Here is a 19,597-nt window from a genome sequence, read left to right on the forward strand (position 1 = left end):
GCCAGCGTTAGTCGGTTCTGTTAACGTAAACGATTGACCAGCTCGTCGTACGCCGGACTTTTCATGAAATTGTCGATTCCGATATGCTCCGCCTGCGGGGCTTGGCTGCGCGCCCGGTCGGTCAGCGATTTGTGCGTGACGACGATGTCGGCATCGGACGGAATCTCGCTGATCGCGGTATTGATCACCGTTACGCCGACGCCGGCGTCTTTCATCTTCTTGCGAAGAATAGAGGCGCCCATCGCGCTCGAGCCCATGCCGGCATCGCAGGAGAAGACGATTTTGTTTACGTCGGCTGCCGCTTTGACGACGCCCGATGCGGCGTCAGCGGCAGGTGCCGGCGCTGCCGAGCCCGCTGTGCCGGCGGCTCCTCCCGCCATGACCGGAACAGTTGCCGCGGCCGGCGCTGCCGCCGTGGCCGAAGCCGCGATCGGCGCTTGCTTCATTTGTTTCATTTTCGCCGAGGCTTCTTCCAAGCCGTCTTCTTCCTCGGCATGCTTGCTCGTCTTCAGCAGAAGCGCCGCGACCAGGAAAGACACGATCGTCGCCGTGATGATCCCGGTGAAGATCGACAGCAGGCCGCCCTTCGGCGCCATGGCGACGTAAGCGAAGATGCTGCCCGGCGACGGCGGCGCGACCAGTCCCGCATGGAACAGCGAAAACGTGAACGTGCCGGTCACGCCCCCGGCGATGACCGCAAGGATCAACCGCGGATTCATCAGAATGTAAGGGAAGTAGATCTCGTGAATGCCGCCGAAGAAGTGAATGATCGCCGCGCCCGGGGCGGACATCTTGGCGGAGCCTCGTCCGACCAACCAATACGCGAGCAGGATGCCGAGTCCGGGACCCGGATTGGATTCCAGCATGAACAGAATCGATTGGCCCGTCTTGGACGCTTGCTCCAGCGCGATCGGGCTGAGTACGCCATGGTTGATCGCGTTGTTCAAGAACAGCACCTTCGCCGGCTCGATGAGCACGTTCGCGAGCGGCAGCAGATTGGCGTCCACCAGCGCCTGCACGCAGTTGGCGAGTCCCTTGCTCACGACCTGGACGGCGGGTCCGACGACCAGATAGGAGATAATGGCCAAGATGCCGCCGATAATGCCGGACGAGAAATTGTTCACGAGCATCTCGAAGCCGGATTTGATCTTGCCTTCGATCGCGCGGTCGAATCGCTTCAGCACCCAAGCCGCCAAAGGCCCGACGAGCATCGCTCCCATGAACATCGGAATGTCCGTGCCGACGATGACCCCCATCGTGGTGACCGCGCCGATGACCCCGCCGCGCGTCCCGTGAACCATCGTGCCGCCCGTATATCCGATCAGGAGCGGCAGCAGGTACGTGATCATCGGCGAGACGAGCTTCGCCAGCTCCTCGTTCGGGATCCAGCCGGTCGGAATGAACAGCGCGGTAATCAAGCCCCAGGCGATGAAAGCGCCGATATTCGGCATGACCATGCCGCTCAAGAAGCGTCCGAAACGCTGTACTTTCACTCTAGCGCCATCTGCGGATGGCTTTTGTCGCGCAGCTGCAGTTGCCATTAGGATAGCCCCCCAAGGAATGAAATATGTTGCGTCCTTATCGTAAAGCCAAGCGCTTTCATCTTCAATCAAATGAAAATCGCATTCGGTCATGATCGATGTTGACATGATTTTGTTAGCCTTCGTTCGCTGCCGGTAGTATTGCCGAATCCGATCCCCGCCGATTCCGAAATCAGAAGACGCAAACGGAATCAACGAGGCGAAAACGCGAAAAACCGCGGCCCCCCCGTGCTCGGGGTACCGCGGTTTTTTCGACTTTTCATTGCAGGCTTTCCCATCGTTCTGCCGGCTTCGATTCGTGCGAATTCAGCTCTCGGAAACAAGAAAACCGCATTAGCCGAGGAAGTTCGGGGAGACTCGATAGGCTCGGCATCTACGGCCGCAACAAGCTAAGCTACTATTCGCGGCCGCGGTACGCCCTTTCGTGATACCTCGTGATCGCTTTGAACAGCTCTCTGCCATCATACGTCAAGGGGCGGCCGGCGTCGAAGCTCAGATACATCGCGCGGTACGTCTCCGGGACCCAGACATAGGCGTGCACGTATTCCGTCAGCGTGAATCCGGCCTTCTCCCAGAATCGGATCCGCTTGGCGTTCTCCGCCGTCTCCTCGGCTTCCGCCTCGATGACGAGGCCCTTGCATTCGGGCATGACGCCAAGCGCCCAGTTCCTGACCGACGCAATGCATGCGCGGCCGATTCCTTCGCCCCGCCGCGACTCCCGCACGGCCAGGTAATCGATGACGAGCACGCCGGCGCGCGAATCGAACGCCGTCAGCGCCATCGCGACCGCCGCGCCGGGCTCGCCCCAGACATGCAGCGCGCAGATGCCCCGCTCGAACATGCGGCGGACGATCGCCTTCGGCTTCCTGCCATGCTCGGGAAACCCTTCCCGATAGACCGGCTCCGCTTCCGCCCATAACGCTTCGTTCCACTGCTCGGTCGTCCGGTGTTCCATGTTCGATCCCTCTCCGGTCTCTTTATTCGTCCAAAAAGCTGTTGAGCCTGACGGTGAACGACGTCTCGTGCCGATTGGATTCGAACGAGATCGTGCCGCCGTTCCGTTCCACGATTTGCTTGCAGATGGCAAGCCCGAGGCCCGTTCCGTCGGATTTGCTCGTGACGAACGGCGCGAACAGGCGCTGCTGCATCTCGGGCGGGATCTCCGGACCCGTATTGCTGATTCTTACGTATGTATAAGCATCGTCGGCATAGGTAAGCACGATGATCTTCCGGTCGCCCTTCCCGTCGCGCAGCGCGTCGATCGCGTTGTTCAGCAGGTTGGAGAACACTTGAACGACGGACACCTTTTGGATTTTGACCCGGATGCCTTCCTGCAGCGACAACGACAGATCGATATTCTCGTTCAGGAGCAGCGGACTGACGAGCAGCAGCGTTTTCTCGATCAGCTCGTTCAGCGGCGTGACGACGCTGTCCTCGTCGGCGATCGGCTTGCGCGAGAAGCTCAGGAAGCCCGTGATTTGCATTTCGATGTTGCGGAATTCATGGTCGATGATATCCAAATAATTGTCGATTTTACCCAGTTCGTCCGGCGGCAGCAATTTGCGGACAAGCACGAAGAACCCTTTGATGGTCGTGAGCGGATTGCGGATCTCGTGCGCCATGCTGGAAGCCATCTTGCCGATGAGATTCAGCTTGTCGTCGTGCATATCCTCGATCAGCTTGTCCTGCGCCTGGATTTTGCCGTGGGCATGCTTCCAGAAATAGGTGTAAATCGTCGCTTGAAAGGTGTCGATCCGCGAGATCGCGCATGCGATCAACCGCATCAATTCGGATCGTTCCGTGTCGAATTCGGCAATCGCGTCGATGAAGGCTTCGCGGAAGAACGCCGAGCTTTTGAGTACCTGGTCGATCGTTACTTTCTGCTGCAAGAGGTTCTCGCACCAGACTTCGAATTCTTTATAGATGGGATGGTGATCCAACGGGATGTCGATATCGGCGATAAGCACAATATATTTTTTGCAAATAGCGCGAAGCAGTTCCGATTTGTTTTGCCCGGGGTAAGCCGTTTCCATACGGTAGATCCAGTTTTCGATAATCGTGCCGGTATGCGTTTCGAAAAATCGGATGAATTCGCTCATGGTTTCGCTCCATCGTATGAAATATACTACTTACTTTCCACAATCCGCCTCGTATTCCTGCCAAGCCGTTCAATTACCATATATTACCCTGCAAATACTGGACTGATTTGACAATCCCTTCCTGCGCGGTTATATCTGAATAGTAGAATACGTCGAAATGGAGTGAATCGGAATATGACCTTCCGGAATCGCCATGTCATGATTACGGGCGCGGGCGGCGGGATCGGCCGGGATGTCGCGCTCGCCTATGCCAGGCAAGGCGCGAACGTAATCCTGTTGGACAGGAATGCCGAGTCGCTGGAACGAACGTCCGCGCTCGTCCGCGGAGAAGGACCGGAGCCGATCAGCCATACGGTCGACCTAAGCGATCCCGCCTCGATCGAAGCATGCTTCGCCTCGCTGCGGGAAAACGGCGGCCGATTGGACGCGCTGATCAATAACGCCGGTCTCGGCGCGTGGAAGTCCGTGTACGAGCTGTCCGTCGAGGAATGGGATTACGTGTTGAACACGAATTTGCGGGGAACGTTCCTATGCGCGCGAGAAGCCGCCAAGCTGATGAAAGCCGGCGGCCGCGGCGGCGCGATCGTCAATATCGCCTCGACGCGGGCGCTCATGTCCGAGCCGAACTCCGAGGCGTACGCGGCATCCAAAGGAGGTATCCTCTCCCTCACGCACGCGCTCGCCCTCTCGCTCGGGCCGGACGGCATACGGGTCAACGCCATCAGCCCGGGCTGGATCGAGAACGGCGATTACGGCAGCCTGAGGCCGGCCGACCATGCCCAGCATCCGGCGCAGCGCGTCGGGAAGCCGGACGATATCTCGCGCGCCTGCTTGTATCTGACGGATCCGGCGAACGATTTCGTCACGGGGACGAACCTCGTCATCGACGGCGGCATGACCCGCAAAATGATCTACGAGGAATAATTACCCGTTCGGTTGTTCGCCCAATCCCTTGTTGTCCCGGCAAGACAAGGTGGCGAGATTACATGACGATATGACGATAAGCAGACATGACGTCATAATGAAGAGACGACAAGACATTAAGGCGATAAGGCAACAAAACGGAAAACCGGGTTCCCCGCATGGCGGAATCCGGTTTTCTATTGACGCGATCGTTCAAAACTCCGGCAATGCCGGTCCTCTTTTCACGTTCTTGCATATGCTTGTCGCAAATACATTATTTCGGCGGCTTGTTGTAGCCGCTGTCCTCGTAGGGCTGCAGCTTCTCCAGCCAGCGCGTCTCCATTTGCTTCAATGCCCATCGTTTGTCGGCGACGTCGCCGGCATCCTTCTCCTCGAGCACCTCGTAGCCGAAAGCCTCGGCCCCGAATGCGTTCCAATCCCGCTGCAGTCCCGCGTTCGCGAATCTTCCCATGTCGAGCTGACTCTGGATGGTCAGCCATTTGTTCTTGAGGTTCGGATATGCGCCGACATATGCCTTGCCGCTCGCGGCATGCGTGATTCGGATGACGCCCATGTACGTCTTGATTTGACTGTAAGCATCCTGCAGCTCCTTGCGCTTTTGTTTGTCCATTTCGTTTCCCCTTCTTCTTCGAATTTCGGCGATCCGGCCGAAGCGTGCCGTAGGCTCGCCGAATCGGCCATTTATAAATGCCGTGCGATCAAACGCACGAGCTTAACCGGCAGCTCCTCCAGATCCGTGATGTCCAGGAAGCGTTCGCTTCCGTAAATGCGGCCGATGACGTCTTTATCCTGACCGATCGCGGCCGCCAGGAAAGCGATGCCGCGCCGCTCGTATTCCGCGATGACCGCCTGCATGTCTTGGACGGCAATGCCGCCGGCGTAGTCTTCCATCGCCTTCGGCTGTCCGTCGCTGACGCTGATGAGCAGCTTCGTCCGCTGGGGAGCGGCCGCCAGCCGGTCCGCGATAACGCGCAGCGCCATGCCGTCGCGATTGTTGCTTCTGGCCCGAATGCCCATGAGGCGGAACCGGTCGTTCGCTTCCGGCGCTTCGAGGTCGGCATACGCGTAGATCGACATTTGCTCCAACCGCGATACGTCCGCCGTATCCCCGTAGATCATCACCGGGATGCCGCACAGCCGGCAAAACTCGTAGACCGCGAGCGCCGCGCGCTTCGCCGCCTCCAATCGGCCGAACGCCGACATCGAGGCGGATTCGTCCACCCGCAGCGCGACCGCGAGCGACGGCGATTCCGAGGGCGGCCGCTTCTTGGCGAAATGGCGGTAATCCCGGTAGGCGACGCTGTCCGCCTGGAACTTGCTGCCGGAATATTGATTCCGCGCGAATTCCGAAGCCGTCTCATGCTCCAGCAGCGGAAGCGCCTGTCCGGCGATCTCCCGGACGATCGGCATCAGCTCCGAGCGATACCGATCGTATTCCCGTTCGCTCTCCGCGTCATGGCCGGGTCGGTGCACCACGAGCCTGACGGCTTGATGCATCGAGGCGTTCACCGCTTCTCTGGCGTCTTGGATCAACTTCTTGCGATGCTCCCGCGCGGCGCGCTCCGCATCCGCGGGCGCGGCGTCCGGGTTCGCTTGATGATACCTGGCGGCCCCGTCTTCCTCCGTCTCCGACCTTTCCATCGCCGCATGCTCGCCGGCTTCGCCTGCCGAGCCTTCCTCGCTGTCGGCCGACTTTTTCAGGGCGATTCCTTGCTCGTCCGTCGCGTTCTCCTGCTTGGCAGGGACGGCGTTCACGGCACCCCAAGTCTTGATTGCGATAGCCTCGGCGTCATCGGCTTCGTTGCCGATAGCTTCGGCGTCGTTAGTTTCCATGTCGTTTTCCATGTCGTTCCTATCGGCGTCGGCGACTTCATCCTGACGCTCCTCGGTGCCGTGTTCCTCCGGGCGCGAATCATCCTTGCCGCGTTCCGTCGGCAGCCGATCCAATTCCGCTAGCAAGCCGCGGCGTTCCAACGCTTCCTCCAACAGCCCGATGTCCACCGGATCGGTAGAAACCTTGTAGATGACCTTATGATAAAGCGATTCCCGCGCATCGACGCCGCCTGCCACCGCGTCGGCCCAGTAGAAATAGGAACGCATGCCGGCGACGCCTTTGATCGCATGGGCTCTCGCGGTATGATCGAGCACCATGATGGCGTCCGCCAACACGTTCAATGCCTGCTCGTTCCGGTAGCCGGTCTTGGCCATCGCCCTTTCGATCATGACGGACTTGGCCGGCAGGTCCATGCGCTCGGAATGCTGCACCCGGTCGCGGAGCGCTTCGTTCAGCGGCCTGACCCCCGCGTAGCCGCGGTTCGTCGTGATGACCGCGATGAAATCCGGATGCCTGCGCAGGATTCCCGTCGGAAGGTTGAGCGCGCCGTCCGGCTCCAAAGCGGAATTCAATGCCATTAATACCGCGGCGTCGCGAATGACCGTCGGCTCTTGGATCTCCAACAGATAGCCCTGCCGGTACGCCCTCACGATCTCGGACGGGTAGAAGCGGTATTCGACCGCTTCGCTCCCCGCGCCCGCCGCGGCCGTTTTCATGAGCCGCTTGAGCTTCCCGGCGGCTTCTTCCGGAGAGAAGCCGAACGCCTCCGCCAACGCGCGCGACGCGCTCTCGAACGCATCGCTTTCGTACAAGGCCTTCAGCATCGCCCGGTCCTCCGGTTCCAACGCTTCCAATTCCTCCGAGGTCAACACCGGCAAAATGGCGCCGATCACATCGGATTTATCCATGTCGGCAAAACAAGTGATCTTCGTATAAGGCAGGCCGAAATCGGCCGATAACGCTTTGGCCAACTGCGTCTTGCCGGAACCGGCGTCGCCCTCGAGCAGTATCGTGGCGATTTTCATTTCCGCGCTTTCCCAATTCCGCTTGACCTCCCGGCAAATCCGCCGCTCTTCGGCGCTGATCTGATGGGTTGGCGGCTTGGACCAGACCAATGCCCGTTCGTCGGCCGTCAACCGCCGAGCCGGAGACAACAGGTAATTTTCTTGCTGCGTCATTGCTACGCTCCTTTCAAGCATATCGAATACGCTCTTGATCGAATTACATTGCGAATTGAATTCGGTCACATATCGAGCGATTGCACTTCGTTTATGATTTACTAATTTACTAAATTACTAAATGCAAAATCATTATAGCCCCGCATCCCGCCGCTCGTCAATCCATGCCGCAAATTTCCGCGAAAGCCTCATTCCTGCCGCCTTGGCAAGCAAATCGGCTATGGACAAAACGCAAAAAAAACCGCATTTTCTGCGGTCTTTGCGATAATTAACGAAGCGAATTATTCGTATCATTAATAATGCTTTCGTACTGCAATATCTCCTCGTCAGCCTATCGTTATTGATGAAAAGACTTCCAGAACGCGCCTTCCGTATCGAGGATATTTCCGAACTGGGTGAACGGAATCGTAAACGTCGGGAACCCTGCCACGTAAGGCGCGATCTCGTACGGCTGAAAATACAGATGCAGCGCGTTCGCCGTGACGAAGAACGGCTGATCGGGTTGAATGCCTTTGTAGGCGTCCGGAAAGACGTACGAATATTGCGGATCCTCTTTGATCTGCTTGCCGACGATATCGCTCAGCACCTTCACGTAGTCGCTGCCGGGCTTGAACAAGTCCCGGAGGCCGAACATCCGCCCGCTCGTCAAATCGATGATCGCGTAGGTCTTCGTCGGCATCCCGTGCGCCGCCCCGAAGGGAAAGTTGTAGCCGGTCAGCTCCAGTTCCAGCAGCTGCTGCTTGTAGAACGCCACTTCGAAATCGCCGCTGTACGCGTAATCGAGCTGCTGGTTCGCGGGAATCGGCTTGACCTGCGACATCTCCTTCAGCTTCGCGTTGACTGTGCGTTGCCCCGCCGGATCCGCGATGCCTTCAACCTCCGGATAATAGACGAGGTAATCCGGATTCGGCTTGAACTTTAATTCCTTCACCGCGTATGGCGCCTGCAGCGGAATGACGGTGTTCTGCTTCCAGACGATGCGGCCGTCGCGGGCCAGGTACGAGAGCCGCTGATCGATATAGGCTTTGATCACCCCGCCTTCCTCCACCGTCAACGAACCGCTTCCCTCCGCGCGCGGATAACCCGGCGCCGGCTTGCCGCTGAGATCGATGAAGTACGTTTGTTTCGCGTCCGAGGCGGATGCGAGCCCGTGTTTGTAATCGGAGACGTCGCGATACAGAAAATCCGTCAGCCGTTTGCCGTTCCAATCCGCAATGGCGTACCGCGAGCCGATGAACGGCTGCTCGGGGTCGACAGCGCGGCCGAGAGCGAACCGCCTTTCGCCCAGGTCGCGCACGTCGTTGTATTCCGTCTTGACGATGACCTTCCCCCGTTTGTCGATGACGCCGTAATCCGAACGGAAATCCTCGCTCGTATTCACGATGGCTCTGCCCTCATGAAACGGAAACGCCGACGTATACGCGGGCTGGATCACGACGGTTCCGCGCTCGTCCATGTAGCCGTATTTGCCGGCGGCTTCCTTCCGGAAGGAAAGCAGCCCGTCGCTCAGCGGACCGACGGATGCGTACGCGTAGGTGGCGATCGTCCCGCCGTCCTTGCCGATGAGCGCGTATTCGTTGTCCGCGATTTTCACGACGGCTTTGCCTGCATTGAAGTCGTTCGCATCCGCGAATCGGGCCGGAATAGCCTCGTTCCCCTGCGCGTCCAGGTAGCCGTAGCGAGAAGCGCCGCCTTCGCCGTTGCCGTCGTCCATCACGTAGAACAACGCTCTTCCGTCATGCAGATCCGCAATGAACGGATAGGATCGTTTCGTCACGACGGCGCCCTTCTCGTCGATCAAGCCGAAGCCTTGGGCGTCGATGACGGTCGCCCGCCCCTCGGAGAAGGTGCCGATGGAATCGTAGACCGGCTTCACCCGATAATCGCCGGACGCATCGATCAAGCCGTACTTTCCGTGCTCCGCGACGGCGGCAAGCCCGTTCGGCTGAAAATCCATCGCATCGTCGAACCGGGGGGAGATCGCCATCCTTCCCGAGGCGTCGATATAGCCCCAGCGCGTGCCGGCTTTGGTTTTGAGCGAGGCCGGGTATAGCCCCGCGGCGCGCGCAAGGCGGTACGGCGCGAGCGATAACCTGATGCTGCGCTCCAGCGCCAGCAGCTCGTCGCGCGACGGCTCCAGCGTGATGCCGAGCGCCCGGTCGACGGACGCCAGCGCGAGCTGAGGCAGTCCGGCGCGATGCTGCGCGTCCGCGAGACGATACCAATAGAACGGATTTCCGGGAGCCAGCCTCGTCAAACGTTCGTGATAGCGGGCGACGACCGGGAAGTAATACCCGTACGCGTCCGGTGCGGGCACGAAAGCGCCCTCCGTCCATCTGACGACCTCGACCCGGTACGCGCCGCCGCCGGCATGCGACCAGAGCGCGAGTTCGGCTTTGCCGTCCAGGCCGCCCGACGGGCCCGGCATATCCATCGCCTCCATATAATGGCAGCGCATGGCGGAAGAAGCCGTCTCCGCGAATCCCTCGCGGGTCCGCTCGTAGACCGAAAGCTTCGTCCATCCGGCCTCGTCCCGCCAGCCGACGACTAGATTCGGCGTCCCCGCTCTCGTCACGGGCATCGCCGCGAAGTGCGTGACGCCGACGCCCTGTCCGTCCGCTCGCCACGCTTCCTGCCATGCGCCGTCCCGGTAGGCGAGCACCAGCAGGCAGAGCCCGCCGCCTCGGCGATAGACCGCCGCGACCTCCGGTACCGCGTCCCCGTTCAGATCCGCCGCGACGACCGCCGCATGGGGGTAAGGCTTGTCGATCATGACCGGCACCGCGCCGTTCGGCAGGTGAGCCCGCACCAGCTGCGTCAGCCGCGATTCGTATGCAGCCATCTCCAGCATCCTCCCTCGTATCCCGCATCTTCGCCTAATCGTATGCGGACCGGCGTCAGATATGCATCCAAGGAAGCGCGGATATTCGCCGGACGCGTATCGGCGCGGGACTCGGAATCGCTGCTAATGGGAATGCTACCGCTGAATCGGCTGGAGCCCGGGCAATTCTTCGCCCGCCCGCAGAGCGAACGGGCACAGCGGTTTCTCGAGCGCGTGTTGCAGCACGCGATGCCCGCCTGACGTTAAAAGCGGCCCGAAGCATGAAATTTCATGCTTCGGGCCGCTTTTTTGTCGCGCGGACGCTTCATCTTTTTGCGTCAAACGAGTCGGACTTAACCGTAGATGACGCCCCACCTGACGCCGCGTTCCTTGAGGTAGTTGCGGTAGGCGATGCTGATCCGGTCCGACCTGAGGTGCATCTCCAGCTGCAGGTCGAGCGGCAGCTCCTCCGGCTTCTGATTCTCCAGCACTTCGACATCCTGGTTGAAGATCAGCTCCTGATACGAGACGAACGCCTGCGTATCGACGTCGAAATTGCTCGCGACCAGGAAGTAAGCCGCGGAACGGCGCTCTTCGTTCGGCCGGACGCATAATTGGATGGATACGACGTCGCCCGTTTCGGTATCGGTCTTCGTGAATTTCACGCTGACCGGGCTTAAAATTTCATAGACGTACCGGTATTGGACCTCTCTGCCCCTGCCGTCGCCGTTCGGCTGCACGATGAGGATGTCGTCCGATACGCCTCTGCCGTCGATCCAGTGCACGTCATGATCGGAGATGTACGGATACTCCGGCGCTCCCAGATACCCTTCGTGGAGAAACGCCAAGTGGCTGACATCCAGAAAATTCTCGATCAGTCTAGGCGCCGCCGCCCTCACGTCGTAGGGCCCCATGGTCGCATGCAGCCGCAGCGCACCCGAGTCGATCTCCGGATATTCGGGGAAACGGCTGTCCGAACGAAGCAGCCGGACCCAAACGAGGCCGTAGCGTTCCCGGCAGCCGAACGCTTGGGTATGCGCCTTGGGCGGAATGACGCGGGCAGGGTCGAGCTGCGGAATTTTGACGCATTGTCCGCCGCGGTCGTATTCCCAGCCATGGTACGGACACACGATGCAATCGCCTTTCCGTTTGCCCAAGGATAGCGGCGCGCCGCGATGCACGCAGACGTCCTTCAATGCATGCACGTCGCCTTCCGAGCGGAACACGACGACGTATTCGCCCGCGGCCGTCACTTTCAGCAGCTGTTCCTTCAAATCGGCCGACAGGCAGACGGGCAGCCATTCTTGCGCAAGAACGGGGTCTTCGATCAAGCTTGTTCGCCTCCCTTGCAGGCCATTGAATCGTTCGATATTCCGACTTTGGTTGAGCTTAGTATAGGGAGGCTTTTCGAATCCGTCAATAATGCACGTTATAGATATGTCAAATAACCTAACGCGCATATGCAATCGTTGTGCATGACGTACAAAAAACCCGCGTCTGCAGAAGGCTTGCCGCAGGAACGGGCTTTGGCGCACTATGATTTCGTTATATTAAACAGCGAGATCTACTATCGGCGCATCTAGTCTTCGCCGAGAATAATATCCATATTATGCAGCAGGGACAAGGCTTCCGGCAGCATGAACGTCGCCTGCGAGATCCGGTTTTGGCTCGGATCGATCCGGTAGTTGGCCGCATGCGACAGATCGGCGCCGCTCAGATCGGTGTCGCCGAACAGGCTTTCGCTGAAATCCGTCGACCGCAAGTCCGCCCCGTTCAGCTTCGCCTCCCGAAAATCCACGTCCCTGGCCAGGCAATCGCGGAAGACGCTCTGCGGCAGGTCTAGTCCGATGAAAGTGGAATGGTTCAGCGTGCACTCCTCGAACTTCAGCAGCGCGGGAACGCTGATTCTCGGCCATTCCCCTTCGCTCCAATTGACGCCGACCACCTTGGATTGCGCGAAGCTGGCATGGGAAAAGTCGCTGTCGACGATTTTGATGCCGTTCAGATCGCAACGGACGAAGCTGCAGCCCGAAAATTTGCAGTCCGTGAACACCGTCTCGCTCAGCACGCAGTCCGTGAACACGCAATCGTAGAACCGGACGGACGTAAGCGTCTCGTTGGCAAACCGAAGGTCGTTAAACTTCTCGTCGTAATACTCGGTCTCGGTGAACATCGGATCATTTCCCTTCCGTTGCGGGGATGTATAGCGTTAGGATGTCGTCGCGGTAATCGATGAATGCTTTGGAGAGGGAGCCGTACGCACTGTCCCGTGATCCCGATAACATGATCGCCCAACCAGCATATCGGATCATCCCAATCGTACCTGCCCCAAAATAAAATGCGGAGACTCGGACCGTCCTCAGATTCCCAAAGCGACAGCCGCGTATTCATCGCCGGGAGACAGGATCACCGAGATTTCGGCGCCGCAATCAAGCTCATCGATACCAATGGCATACATGAGCGATTGCGACCGGACATCGGTCTTGAGCTCCCAGAGACTCCCGCTATCCGTTAAGACATAACAGCAATGCGGCTCCGATTCGGACGGGGCGAGCGCAATGATCGTTTCGTTCAATTTCCATTCCGAACGGACGTATTGGGTAGCAAAGCCGGTTTCCGCCATGCTGCTCACGCCTCCCTCCGGCAATTCATCTAAACGGTTGTCAGTCACCAAGCATCGGCTCGGCAATTTCCCGGAACCGCGCTAACGACCGCAACCTCGTTTATCTCTTGCTCCCTTGTCCGACCCGCTCCGCCAGCTGCTGCAGGTCCATGCCTTTCAACGCGCCTTCGATCAGTTCGGGCAGCTTGTCCGGCGAGCACCCGAAGCAGGGGATGCCGTACTCCGCGAGCCGCTTCGCCACGCCTTCGTCGTAGGAAGGCGTCCCGTCGTCGGAAAGCGCCAGCAAGCAGATCGTTTTGACGCCGGCCCCGTGCATCGCGCGCAGCCGGCGGATCATCTCCGCCTGATTGCCGCCTTCGTAGAGATCCGAGACGAGCAGGAAGATGGTCTTCTTCGGCTCCGCCACGAACGTCTCGCAGTATTGGATCGACTTGTTGATGTCCGTGCCGCCGCCCAATTGAATGCCGAACAGCATCTCGACGGGATCGTTCGCGCATTGCTCGCTCAGGTCGACGACCTCCGTATCGAATGCGACGACCCGCGTCTCGAGCGACGGCATGCTGGCGAAAATGGACCCGACGATGGACGCATAGATGACCGAGTTCGCCATCGAGCCGCTCTGGTCGATATCGAGGATGACCGTCCACTCCTTGCTCTTGCGCGCCCGGTCGAAGAAGTACACCTTTTCCGGGATCAGCAGCTTGCGCTTGGCATCGTAATGCTTCAAATTTTTGCGGATCGTCGTATTCCAGTCTAGCCCCGTCAGCGAAGGAAGCGGCGAATGCCGTCTCCGGTTGAGCGCGCCGGTCACCGCCCGCGTGAGCTCCTGGGCGAGCCGCTTGACGATTTCCTCGACCACTTCGCGCACCAGCTTGCGCGCCGTTTCTTTGGTCCGTTCCGGGATTTGGCCGCGCAGGGCCATGAGCGTCGCGACCATCCCGATATCGGGCTTCACCTGCGAGAGCAGCTCCGGCTCGAACAAGAGCTGGGTCAGTCCTTTGCGTTTCACGGCATCGGCCTGAATGACGGATACGATGTCCGCCGGAAAAAACGTCCGCACGTCGCCCAGCCATTTGGCCAGCCTCGGCGAGGACGAACCCAGCCCCGCCGTTCGCGGCCGATTGCCGCCGGCGGGCGGTCCGGCGTCCGCCCCGTAACCGCCCGTCCCGGCCGTTCCGTCATAGATCGCGGCCAAAGCCTCGTCCAGCAGCAGGCTTTCCTCGTCGAGCAGGCGCGGGTTCGTCACGCCGCCCAGCCCCTGCAGTTTCTCCTCCGCGGCGGCCCCCAAGATCAGCCGCCAGCGTTTCACTTGTTCCGGATCCGGTGCCGTCATAAGCTACAGATCCCCGAAATCAAAGTCGTTAAGTTCATCGAGCCGCTCCTTCTCTTCCTCGTTCAGCGGGCGCTGCAGGACCTCGCCGGTCTCTTCGGCGCCGGCGCCCCATAGATCGCCCATCATTTCCGCTATCGCGGCTTTTTCCCTCGGCTCGAACGTGCCGAACGCCCTTCGCAAAAACACGAGCGAGCGCTTGAACGGTTCCGCGTCCAACGATTGGATGTACGCGTCAAGCTGCCGCCACAAATAATCGCGCGACAGCAGCGCGTACCGGTTGCGCATGGACAGGCCTTCGAACCAGCCCGCGCCGAGATCGGCCGGAATGCCCGGCGACAGCCGCCGCGAGACCTCCTGCGCGCATTCGTCTTCTCCCGCTTCGCCCCGTTCCAGCACGATGGAGAACGCGTAACCCGACAGCTTGGCGTTGCGGTCGTCCCGGGCGGCGAGCTCCTTCAGCCTGGCCAGCCACAACCGGTCGTCGACCGCCTGATAGTGCTCCTGCGCGACCGCATGCATGGCATGGATGCCCGCGACCAGTTCGGCGGCCGCGTCGTCGTTGCAGCCCGCCGCCTCGTTCAGCATCAGCGCGCCCCGCAGGAACAGCTGCTGCATGATCGGCAGGAGCGACTGCGTATCGATCCGGCGGATCGAGCCGTATTGCAGCAGCACCGACAGCTCGCGGACCGTCGCGGCGATTTGCGCGAAATCGCCGGCATCGACGGCAAGCCGCTGCAGCGCGCCCGTCGCCTGCCCCATGATTTGAGGCAGCCCGCATTGACAGGCTTGGCGAATAAGCCGCGCTGCCGCCGCGATGTCGGTGCAGGCCAGCAGCTCTTCATGAATCGCGTAGGCGGCGGCCAGCTCGACGGTTTCGCCCTTCAGCGTCGATTCCACGGTTTCGATCTCGGCCTCCGGCGACCACTGCAGCACCCAATGCTCCGCCCAGGTGGCGTCCGCCTGCCGCACCTGCCGCTTACTGGCGAATCGAATGCCGAGCACGGCCAGGCGATGAAGGAATACGGAACGGTTCAAATCGATGAAGGCCGCTTCCTCCGACTGCACCCGGCGGTTTTCCCGCAGGTCCAATTCCACGTCCGCCGCGACGAGCGTCTTGTATTTCTCCAGCTTGAGCCGTTTCAACTCGCGGTTCAAGTCGTCCTGCACGGGAGTTTGGCTTACGCCTTCGGGCAGGCTGCCGATGACTGTCCCGATATCCGTTCGGGCAAGCGCCTCCGCGACGACGGCGAATTCCCCGTAGCCGAACAACACCGTCGCCGCATCCCGCAGATCCTTCCACGTCGGATGCCCGCCGCCGTGAAGCGACGCCAGCGCTTCCGCCAGCCGCACGCCTTCGATCACCGACGCCGTCGAGCGCCACGTTCCTTGCTCGCGCAGGATCGATGCGACCTTGGACAGATACAGCGCCGGAAGCCTGCTCAAGTCCCCATGCCGCATGCACTGCCATAGCAGCTCGAAATACGCCGGCGCTTCGTTGCCCGCGCCGTATCCGGAATGCGAGGACAATTTATAGTAGGAGTACGGCATCAAGGTCATTTTCGTCCGGACGCGGGGCAGATTGGCCAGCTCCTCGTTCGTCATCGCGGGCAGCCGCAGCGTCAGCGCCGACGTATGATGGGCGCCGCTGACGACGACGATGTTCTCGGGACGATGCCCCGATTCGACGGTTTCGCGGATTAAGCGCCGCATATACGACTCGCGAATCTCGTTGTAGGCCGATTCATGCGGAACGAGCCGATGTTCGTCGGCCTCCGTCAACGCCCGCATCTCGGCGGAATAATGCGCGATGGCGCTCCTGTAGGCACCCGGCTGCAGCTGATGCTCGAAATGCCGCTCCCAATACGCCTCGTAATCCGGCTCGCCCGAAAGCTCGGCAACGCGCGCATACAAGTCATGCCGGAGCGCGCCGAAGCCGGGTTCGGAGTCGGAGTCGGACGATGCCGCCGGCGCCCCTTCTTCCTCGGCCCCGGTCTCTCCGGCCGTCGGCGCGGCCGGCGCGCGTCTGAGTCCGCCCAGCGCCAAAGCCGCGTCCGTCGGCAGGTCGATCAACCGGACGGCACGGCCGTTGCGATACGCCCACAGCAGCGCCTGGTATTCCGGCGAATAATCGGCGAACGGGTACAGGAGCGTGCGCACGGGCAGTTGCTCCGTATACGCCAGCATGGCGACCGGCGGCACGACGCCGCGCGACGCGAACTGCATCGCCAAGCCGTCGGCGTCGCTAGGTCCTTCGATCAGCACCGCCGTCGGCTGAACGTCCTCGAGCAGGGCGAGCAGATGATGCGATCCCGCCGGAGACAGATGCCGAATGCCGAAATAATGCGGCTCCGCTGCGCCGGTCACCCATTCATCTCCGCGCAGGCGCTGTACAGACTCCGCCATGAGGACCCCCGTTTTTTCATGACGTTTTCCAAATATTCCTTCCAAACGAGCTTGTCCTTCTCGTCGTCCTTCACGATCGCGCCCTGCAAGCCCGCCGCGACGTCCTCGTCGCCGATATGCCCGTCGCCGAAGCTGCCGGCGAGCGCCATGCTGCCGGTCAGCAGCGAGATCGCTTCCGCGGTCGAAATCACGCCGCTCGGCCCTTTGACTTTCTCTTTCCCGTCGAGGGTGAGTCCGCTGCGGAGCTCCCGGAAGATGGTGACGACCTTGCGGATCGCCTCGTCGTCCGGAAGCGAGGCGCGCAGCTGGTAGCTCGCGGAGATCTCGCCGACGCGCCTGCGCACGATGTCGATCTCCGTCTCGATGCTGGACGGCGCGGGAAGCACGATGATGTTGAACCGCCGTTTCAAGGCGGCGGACATCTCGTTGACGCCCCGGTCGCGCGTGTTCGCGGTCGCGATGATGGAGAAGCCGCGTTCCGCCGACAGCTCCCGGCCCAGCTCGGGGATGGAGATCGTCTTCTCCGACAGGACGGAGATGAGCGCATCCTGCACCTCCGACGCGCAGCGGGAGATTTCCTCGAAGCGGGCGATGCCTCCGCTCTCCATCGCGCGAAAGATCGGGCTGCGGATCAGCGCCTGATCCGACGGGCCCTGCGCGAGCAGCAGCGCGTAGTTCCACGAGTACCGCACATGCTCCTCGCTCGTGCCCGCCGTGCCTTGGACGACCTTCGACGAGTCGCCGTGAATAGCCGCGGTCAAATTCTCGGACAGCCAGGACTTGGCCGTTCCCGGCTCGCCGATCAAGAGCAGCGCCCGGTCGGTCAGCAGCGTGGCGATCGCCATCTCGACCAGCCGTTTGTTGCCGATATACTTGGGCGTAATGACGGTATCGCCGGCTTTGCCGCCCGTGATGAACGTCAGCACGGATTTCGGCGACAGCTGCCAGCCCGCCGGCTTGGCGTCCTTGTCGACGGCCCGAAGCGCGTCGAGCTCATGCGCGTACAGCTTCTCCGCCGACAACCTTAAGACAGTTTGTTTTTGATCCATCCCCATAATCCCGTTCCACTCTCCTCGTTGGTTTCTTCCGGCTTGGCTTCGAGCGCGTCCGCGATGTCGGTTAATTCGTCTCTCGCGGAAGCGTAAGCCACTTTCGCTGCGAAGGCGCGAAGCCTAGGCGCGTACGATTTCGGCATTGAAGCGATCAGCGGCTTCATGCGCGGGTTCAAATAATAATAGCCCCGGACGTTCTCGCCTTCGAGCACGCTCATCAGGAGCTCCGGCGCCTGCGGATAACGGATGCGGAACATCGTCGATACGATCTCCTGCGTCGTGCGGTCGTTAATGCGCACGGCGCCGCCCTTGAGCTTGGACGCCAGGTAAGCCGCGATGTCGCGATCGGCGCGATGGGTGAACGCGCAGACCAATTCCGCCAAGTCCTGCTTCGCGAACGCATGCGCCCACCTTGGATCCCACGCTTGCTCCGGGACGACCTGGCCCGCATGGACTTCCGAAGCGCGCAATTGATCGTCGACGACATGCCGGATGCCGCGAAGCAGCTGCTTCGCGGACAAGGACCTTCCGCCCAGCTCGCCTGCATACCGGTCGTATACGTCGGCAGGCTTGAACAACTTAATTGCGGCGCGGAAGCTATGCCCGGCGAACATGCCCTTATGCGCATGCTGAAGCTCGATCGCATAACGGCCGGCTTCGGACGCGTCCAATTCGAGCAGCAGCTCGGCGGCCGCTTCCTGCGCGGATTCGGTCGCGGGCACCATGAACGCCGCATCCGCGAACAGCCGCCGCAGGAAGGCGAATACCGATTCCGCCGCCAAATTCGCGGAGCCCGCCAAGCAGCGCAGGTCGGTCAGGAGCTGCAGCAGCGCGGCGGTGCGCGCTTCGCCGTCGCCCGCGAGATAACGCGTTAGCTCGGCGTCCGCTTTCGCGACCACGCGCTCCAGCAGCTTCCCGGAACCGCTCGCGCGCACGGGTTCTACGGCCAACTCGCGGTCCTTCGACGTAACGGCTTCGTATAAGCGGTCGAGCGCCCGGTCGGTTCCGAGCTCCGCCAGCGCGAACAAGGCCGCCGCGCGGACTTCCTTTCGCTTGTCGCGGCTCAGCTCGAGCAGCAGCGGCTCCTGCTCCGGATACCCGCCCAGCAGCCCGACGGCCGCGACCTTCAATTCGGCCGCGCCGGCGGTCGCCGCTTCCATGACGAGCCCCAACGCGGCTTCGCCTTCCGCCGCATGGAGGAGCTGAAGCCGCCGGGCATCGCCTTTTCCGCCCTGCAGGTTCAACTGGCTTCTCAGCACGGGGATCGCGTCCTTGCCGAAGGCGGGCACCAGCTTCCGCTGAACGAAATCCGGGATATCCGCATAGCTGTCGTCCAGCGCCGAGCAGACGGCCGGCAGGGCGCGCAGGTCGAGGAAGCTGCGGTCCTCGTAAGACGACCTCAGCTGCTCCAGCCTGCCTTGACCTTTGGTCGTCAACGCCTCCAGCAGCGGATGCAGCTTGCGGTACGCGACGTCCGTCGACAATGCGATGTCCATGCCCTCCACCGGCCGCGAATCGCCGGCCGTCTCCGTCTTCCCTTGCGTATGCAGCACGGCGCTCAGCAGCGTGCCGAGCTCCAGCAGCTTCTCCGCGCTATCTTCGCGGGCGGAGGTCAGCAGCCCGTCGACGGCGTCCGCGAGCCGACCGAATACCGGCGCGGCTTCCCCGAGCTGCCGCAGCTGCGGCAGCAGCTTCGTCAGCCGCAGGTCCCCCTGCGCCATGGGGCTGCCGGCAATGAACAAACGGCGCGTTTCCTGCTGCAGGTCGAACAATAACGCTATGCTCATGT

14 protein-coding genes are annotated in these 19,597 nt (G+C 61.1%); 1 reads left to right on the forward strand and 13 read right to left on the reverse strand.

Going from position 1 to position 19,597, the window contains the following annotated elements; translation table 11 throughout:
• Positions 1-20: 20 nt before the first annotated feature.
• From AC50YL_RS09920 to AC50YL_RS09930, 3 genes are all read right to left on the reverse strand, one after another.
• Positions 21-1,541 carry a PTS mannitol transporter subunit IIBC gene (locus AC50YL_RS09920; protein ID WP_494831520.1) on the reverse strand — a complete coding sequence of 507 codons (1,521 nt, stop codon included), beginning with the start codon at positions 1,539-1,541 and terminating at the stop codon, positions 21-23.
• 397 nt (positions 1,542-1,938) lie between these two features.
• The gene (locus AC50YL_RS09925; protein ID WP_494831522.1) at positions 1,939-2,496 is read right to left on the reverse strand and encodes a GNAT family N-acetyltransferase; all 558 of its coding nucleotides are present in this window, start codon (positions 2,494-2,496) and stop codon (positions 1,939-1,941) included.
• Positions 2,497-2,518: 22 nt separating this feature from the next.
• On the reverse strand, positions 2,519-3,640 hold the full coding sequence (locus AC50YL_RS09930) for a sensor histidine kinase (RefSeq protein ID WP_494831524.1): 1,122 nt from the start codon (positions 3,638-3,640) through the stop codon (positions 2,519-2,521).
• A 174-nt stretch (positions 3,641-3,814) separates the two neighbouring features.
• Here AC50YL_RS09930 and AC50YL_RS09935 point away from each other — a divergent pair, with 174 nt between their 5' ends.
• On the forward strand, positions 3,815-4,564 hold the full coding sequence (locus tag AC50YL_RS09935; RefSeq protein WP_494831526.1) for an SDR family NAD(P)-dependent oxidoreductase: 750 nt from the start codon (positions 3,815-3,817) through the stop codon (positions 4,562-4,564).
• Positions 4,565-4,817: 253 nt separating this feature from the next.
• Here the strand turns inward: AC50YL_RS09935 and AC50YL_RS09940 are convergent, their stop codons facing one another.
• The 10 genes from AC50YL_RS09940 to AC50YL_RS09985 form a co-directional block, all read right to left on the reverse strand.
• Positions 4,818-5,174 (reverse strand): GIY-YIG nuclease family protein, encoded by a 357-nt coding sequence (locus AC50YL_RS09940; RefSeq protein WP_494831528.1) that lies wholly within the window; start codon positions 5,172-5,174, stop codon positions 4,818-4,820.
• 71 nt (positions 5,175-5,245) lie between these two features.
• On the reverse strand, positions 5,246-7,576 hold the full coding sequence (locus AC50YL_RS09945) for a cobaltochelatase CobT-related protein (RefSeq protein WP_494831530.1): 2,331 nt from the start codon (positions 7,574-7,576) through the stop codon (positions 5,246-5,248).
• A gap of 337 nt (positions 7,577-7,913) precedes the next feature.
• Positions 7,914-10,418 carry a WG repeat-containing protein gene (locus tag AC50YL_RS09950; protein WP_494831532.1) on the reverse strand — a complete coding sequence of 835 codons (2,505 nt, stop codon included), beginning with the start codon at positions 10,416-10,418 and terminating at the stop codon, positions 7,914-7,916.
• 332 nt (positions 10,419-10,750) lie between these two features.
• Positions 10,751-11,728, reverse strand: a complete 978-nt coding sequence (locus AC50YL_RS09955; RefSeq protein WP_494831534.1) for a Rieske 2Fe-2S domain-containing protein — start codon at positions 11,726-11,728, stop codon at positions 10,751-10,753.
• A gap of 248 nt (positions 11,729-11,976) precedes the next feature.
• The gene (locus AC50YL_RS09960) at positions 11,977-12,570 is read right to left on the reverse strand and encodes a pentapeptide repeat-containing protein (protein WP_494831536.1); all 594 of its coding nucleotides are present in this window, start codon (positions 12,568-12,570) and stop codon (positions 11,977-11,979) included.
• 186 nt (positions 12,571-12,756) lie between these two features.
• A complete protein-coding gene (locus AC50YL_RS09965; protein WP_494831538.1) occupies positions 12,757-13,020 on the reverse strand; it encodes a hypothetical protein in 264 nt (87 codons plus the stop codon).
• Between the two features lie 100 nt (positions 13,021-13,120).
• Positions 13,121-14,353, reverse strand: coding sequence for a VWA domain-containing protein (locus AC50YL_RS09970; protein WP_494831540.1), 1,233 nt, complete (start codon positions 14,351-14,353; stop codon positions 13,121-13,123).
• Between the two features lie 3 nt (positions 14,354-14,356).
• Positions 14,357-16,756, reverse strand: coding sequence for a DUF5682 family protein (locus AC50YL_RS09975; protein WP_494831542.1), 2,400 nt, complete (start codon positions 16,754-16,756; stop codon positions 14,357-14,359).
• Positions 16,714-17,805 carry an ATP-binding protein gene (locus AC50YL_RS09980; protein ID WP_494831544.1) on the reverse strand — a complete coding sequence of 364 codons (1,092 nt, stop codon included), beginning with the start codon at positions 17,803-17,805 and terminating at the stop codon, positions 16,714-16,716. Before AC50YL_RS09980 ends, AC50YL_RS09975 begins: the two co-directional genes overlap by 43 nt.
• Positions 17,781-19,595 (reverse strand): HEAT repeat domain-containing protein, encoded by a 1,815-nt coding sequence (locus AC50YL_RS09985; protein ID WP_494831546.1) that lies wholly within the window; start codon positions 19,593-19,595, stop codon positions 17,781-17,783. The genes AC50YL_RS09980 and AC50YL_RS09985 overlap by 25 nt, the downstream gene beginning before the upstream one ends.
• Positions 19,596-19,597: the final 2 nt, after the last annotated feature.

The sequence above is a fragment of the Paenibacillus sp. J22P277 genome (assembly GCF_059383675.1).

What these genes read in the sequence shown, in the direction of transcription:
- AC50YL_RS09920 (WP_494831520.1), bottom strand. Translation starts at nt 1,541, where the DNA reads ATGGCAACTGCAGCTGCGCGACAAAAGCCATCCGCAGATGGCGCTAGA.
- AC50YL_RS09925 (WP_494831522.1), bottom strand. Translation starts at nt 2,496, where the DNA reads ATGGAACACCGGACGACCGAGCAGTGGAACGAAGCGTTATGGGCGGAA.
- AC50YL_RS09930 (WP_494831524.1), bottom strand. Translation starts at nt 3,640, where the DNA reads ATGAGCGAATTCATCCGATTTTTCGAAACGCATACCGGCACGATTATC.
- AC50YL_RS09935 (WP_494831526.1), top strand. Translation starts at nt 3,815, where the DNA reads ATGACCTTCCGGAATCGCCATGTCATGATTACGGGCGCGGGCGGCGGG.
- AC50YL_RS09940 (WP_494831528.1), bottom strand. Translation starts at nt 5,174, where the DNA reads ATGGACAAACAAAAGCGCAAGGAGCTGCAGGATGCTTACAGTCAAATC.
- AC50YL_RS09945 (WP_494831530.1), bottom strand. Translation starts at nt 7,576, where the DNA reads ATGACGCAGCAAGAAAATTACCTGTTGTCTCCGGCTCGGCGGTTGACG.
- AC50YL_RS09950 (WP_494831532.1), bottom strand. Translation starts at nt 10,418, where the DNA reads ATGGCTGCATACGAATCGCGGCTGACGCAGCTGGTGCGGGCTCACCTG.
- AC50YL_RS09960 (WP_494831536.1), bottom strand. Translation starts at nt 12,570, where the DNA reads ATGTTCACCGAGACCGAGTATTACGACGAGAAGTTTAACGACCTTCGG.
- AC50YL_RS09965 (WP_494831538.1), bottom strand. Translation starts at nt 13,020, where the DNA reads ATGGCGGAAACCGGCTTTGCTACCCAATACGTCCGTTCGGAATGGAAA.
- AC50YL_RS09970 (WP_494831540.1), bottom strand. Translation starts at nt 14,353, where the DNA reads ATGACGGCACCGGATCCGGAACAAGTGAAACGCTGGCGGCTGATCTTG.
- AC50YL_RS09975 (WP_494831542.1), bottom strand. Translation starts at nt 16,756, where the DNA reads ATGGCGGAGTCTGTACAGCGCCTGCGCGGAGATGAATGGGTGACCGGC.
- AC50YL_RS09980 (WP_494831544.1), bottom strand. Translation starts at nt 17,805, where the DNA reads ATGGATCAAAAACAAACTGTCTTAAGGTTGTCGGCGGAGAAGCTGTAC.
- AC50YL_RS09985 (WP_494831546.1), bottom strand. Translation starts at nt 19,595, where the DNA reads ATGAGCATAGCGTTATTGTTCGACCTGCAGCAGGAAACGCGCCGTTTG.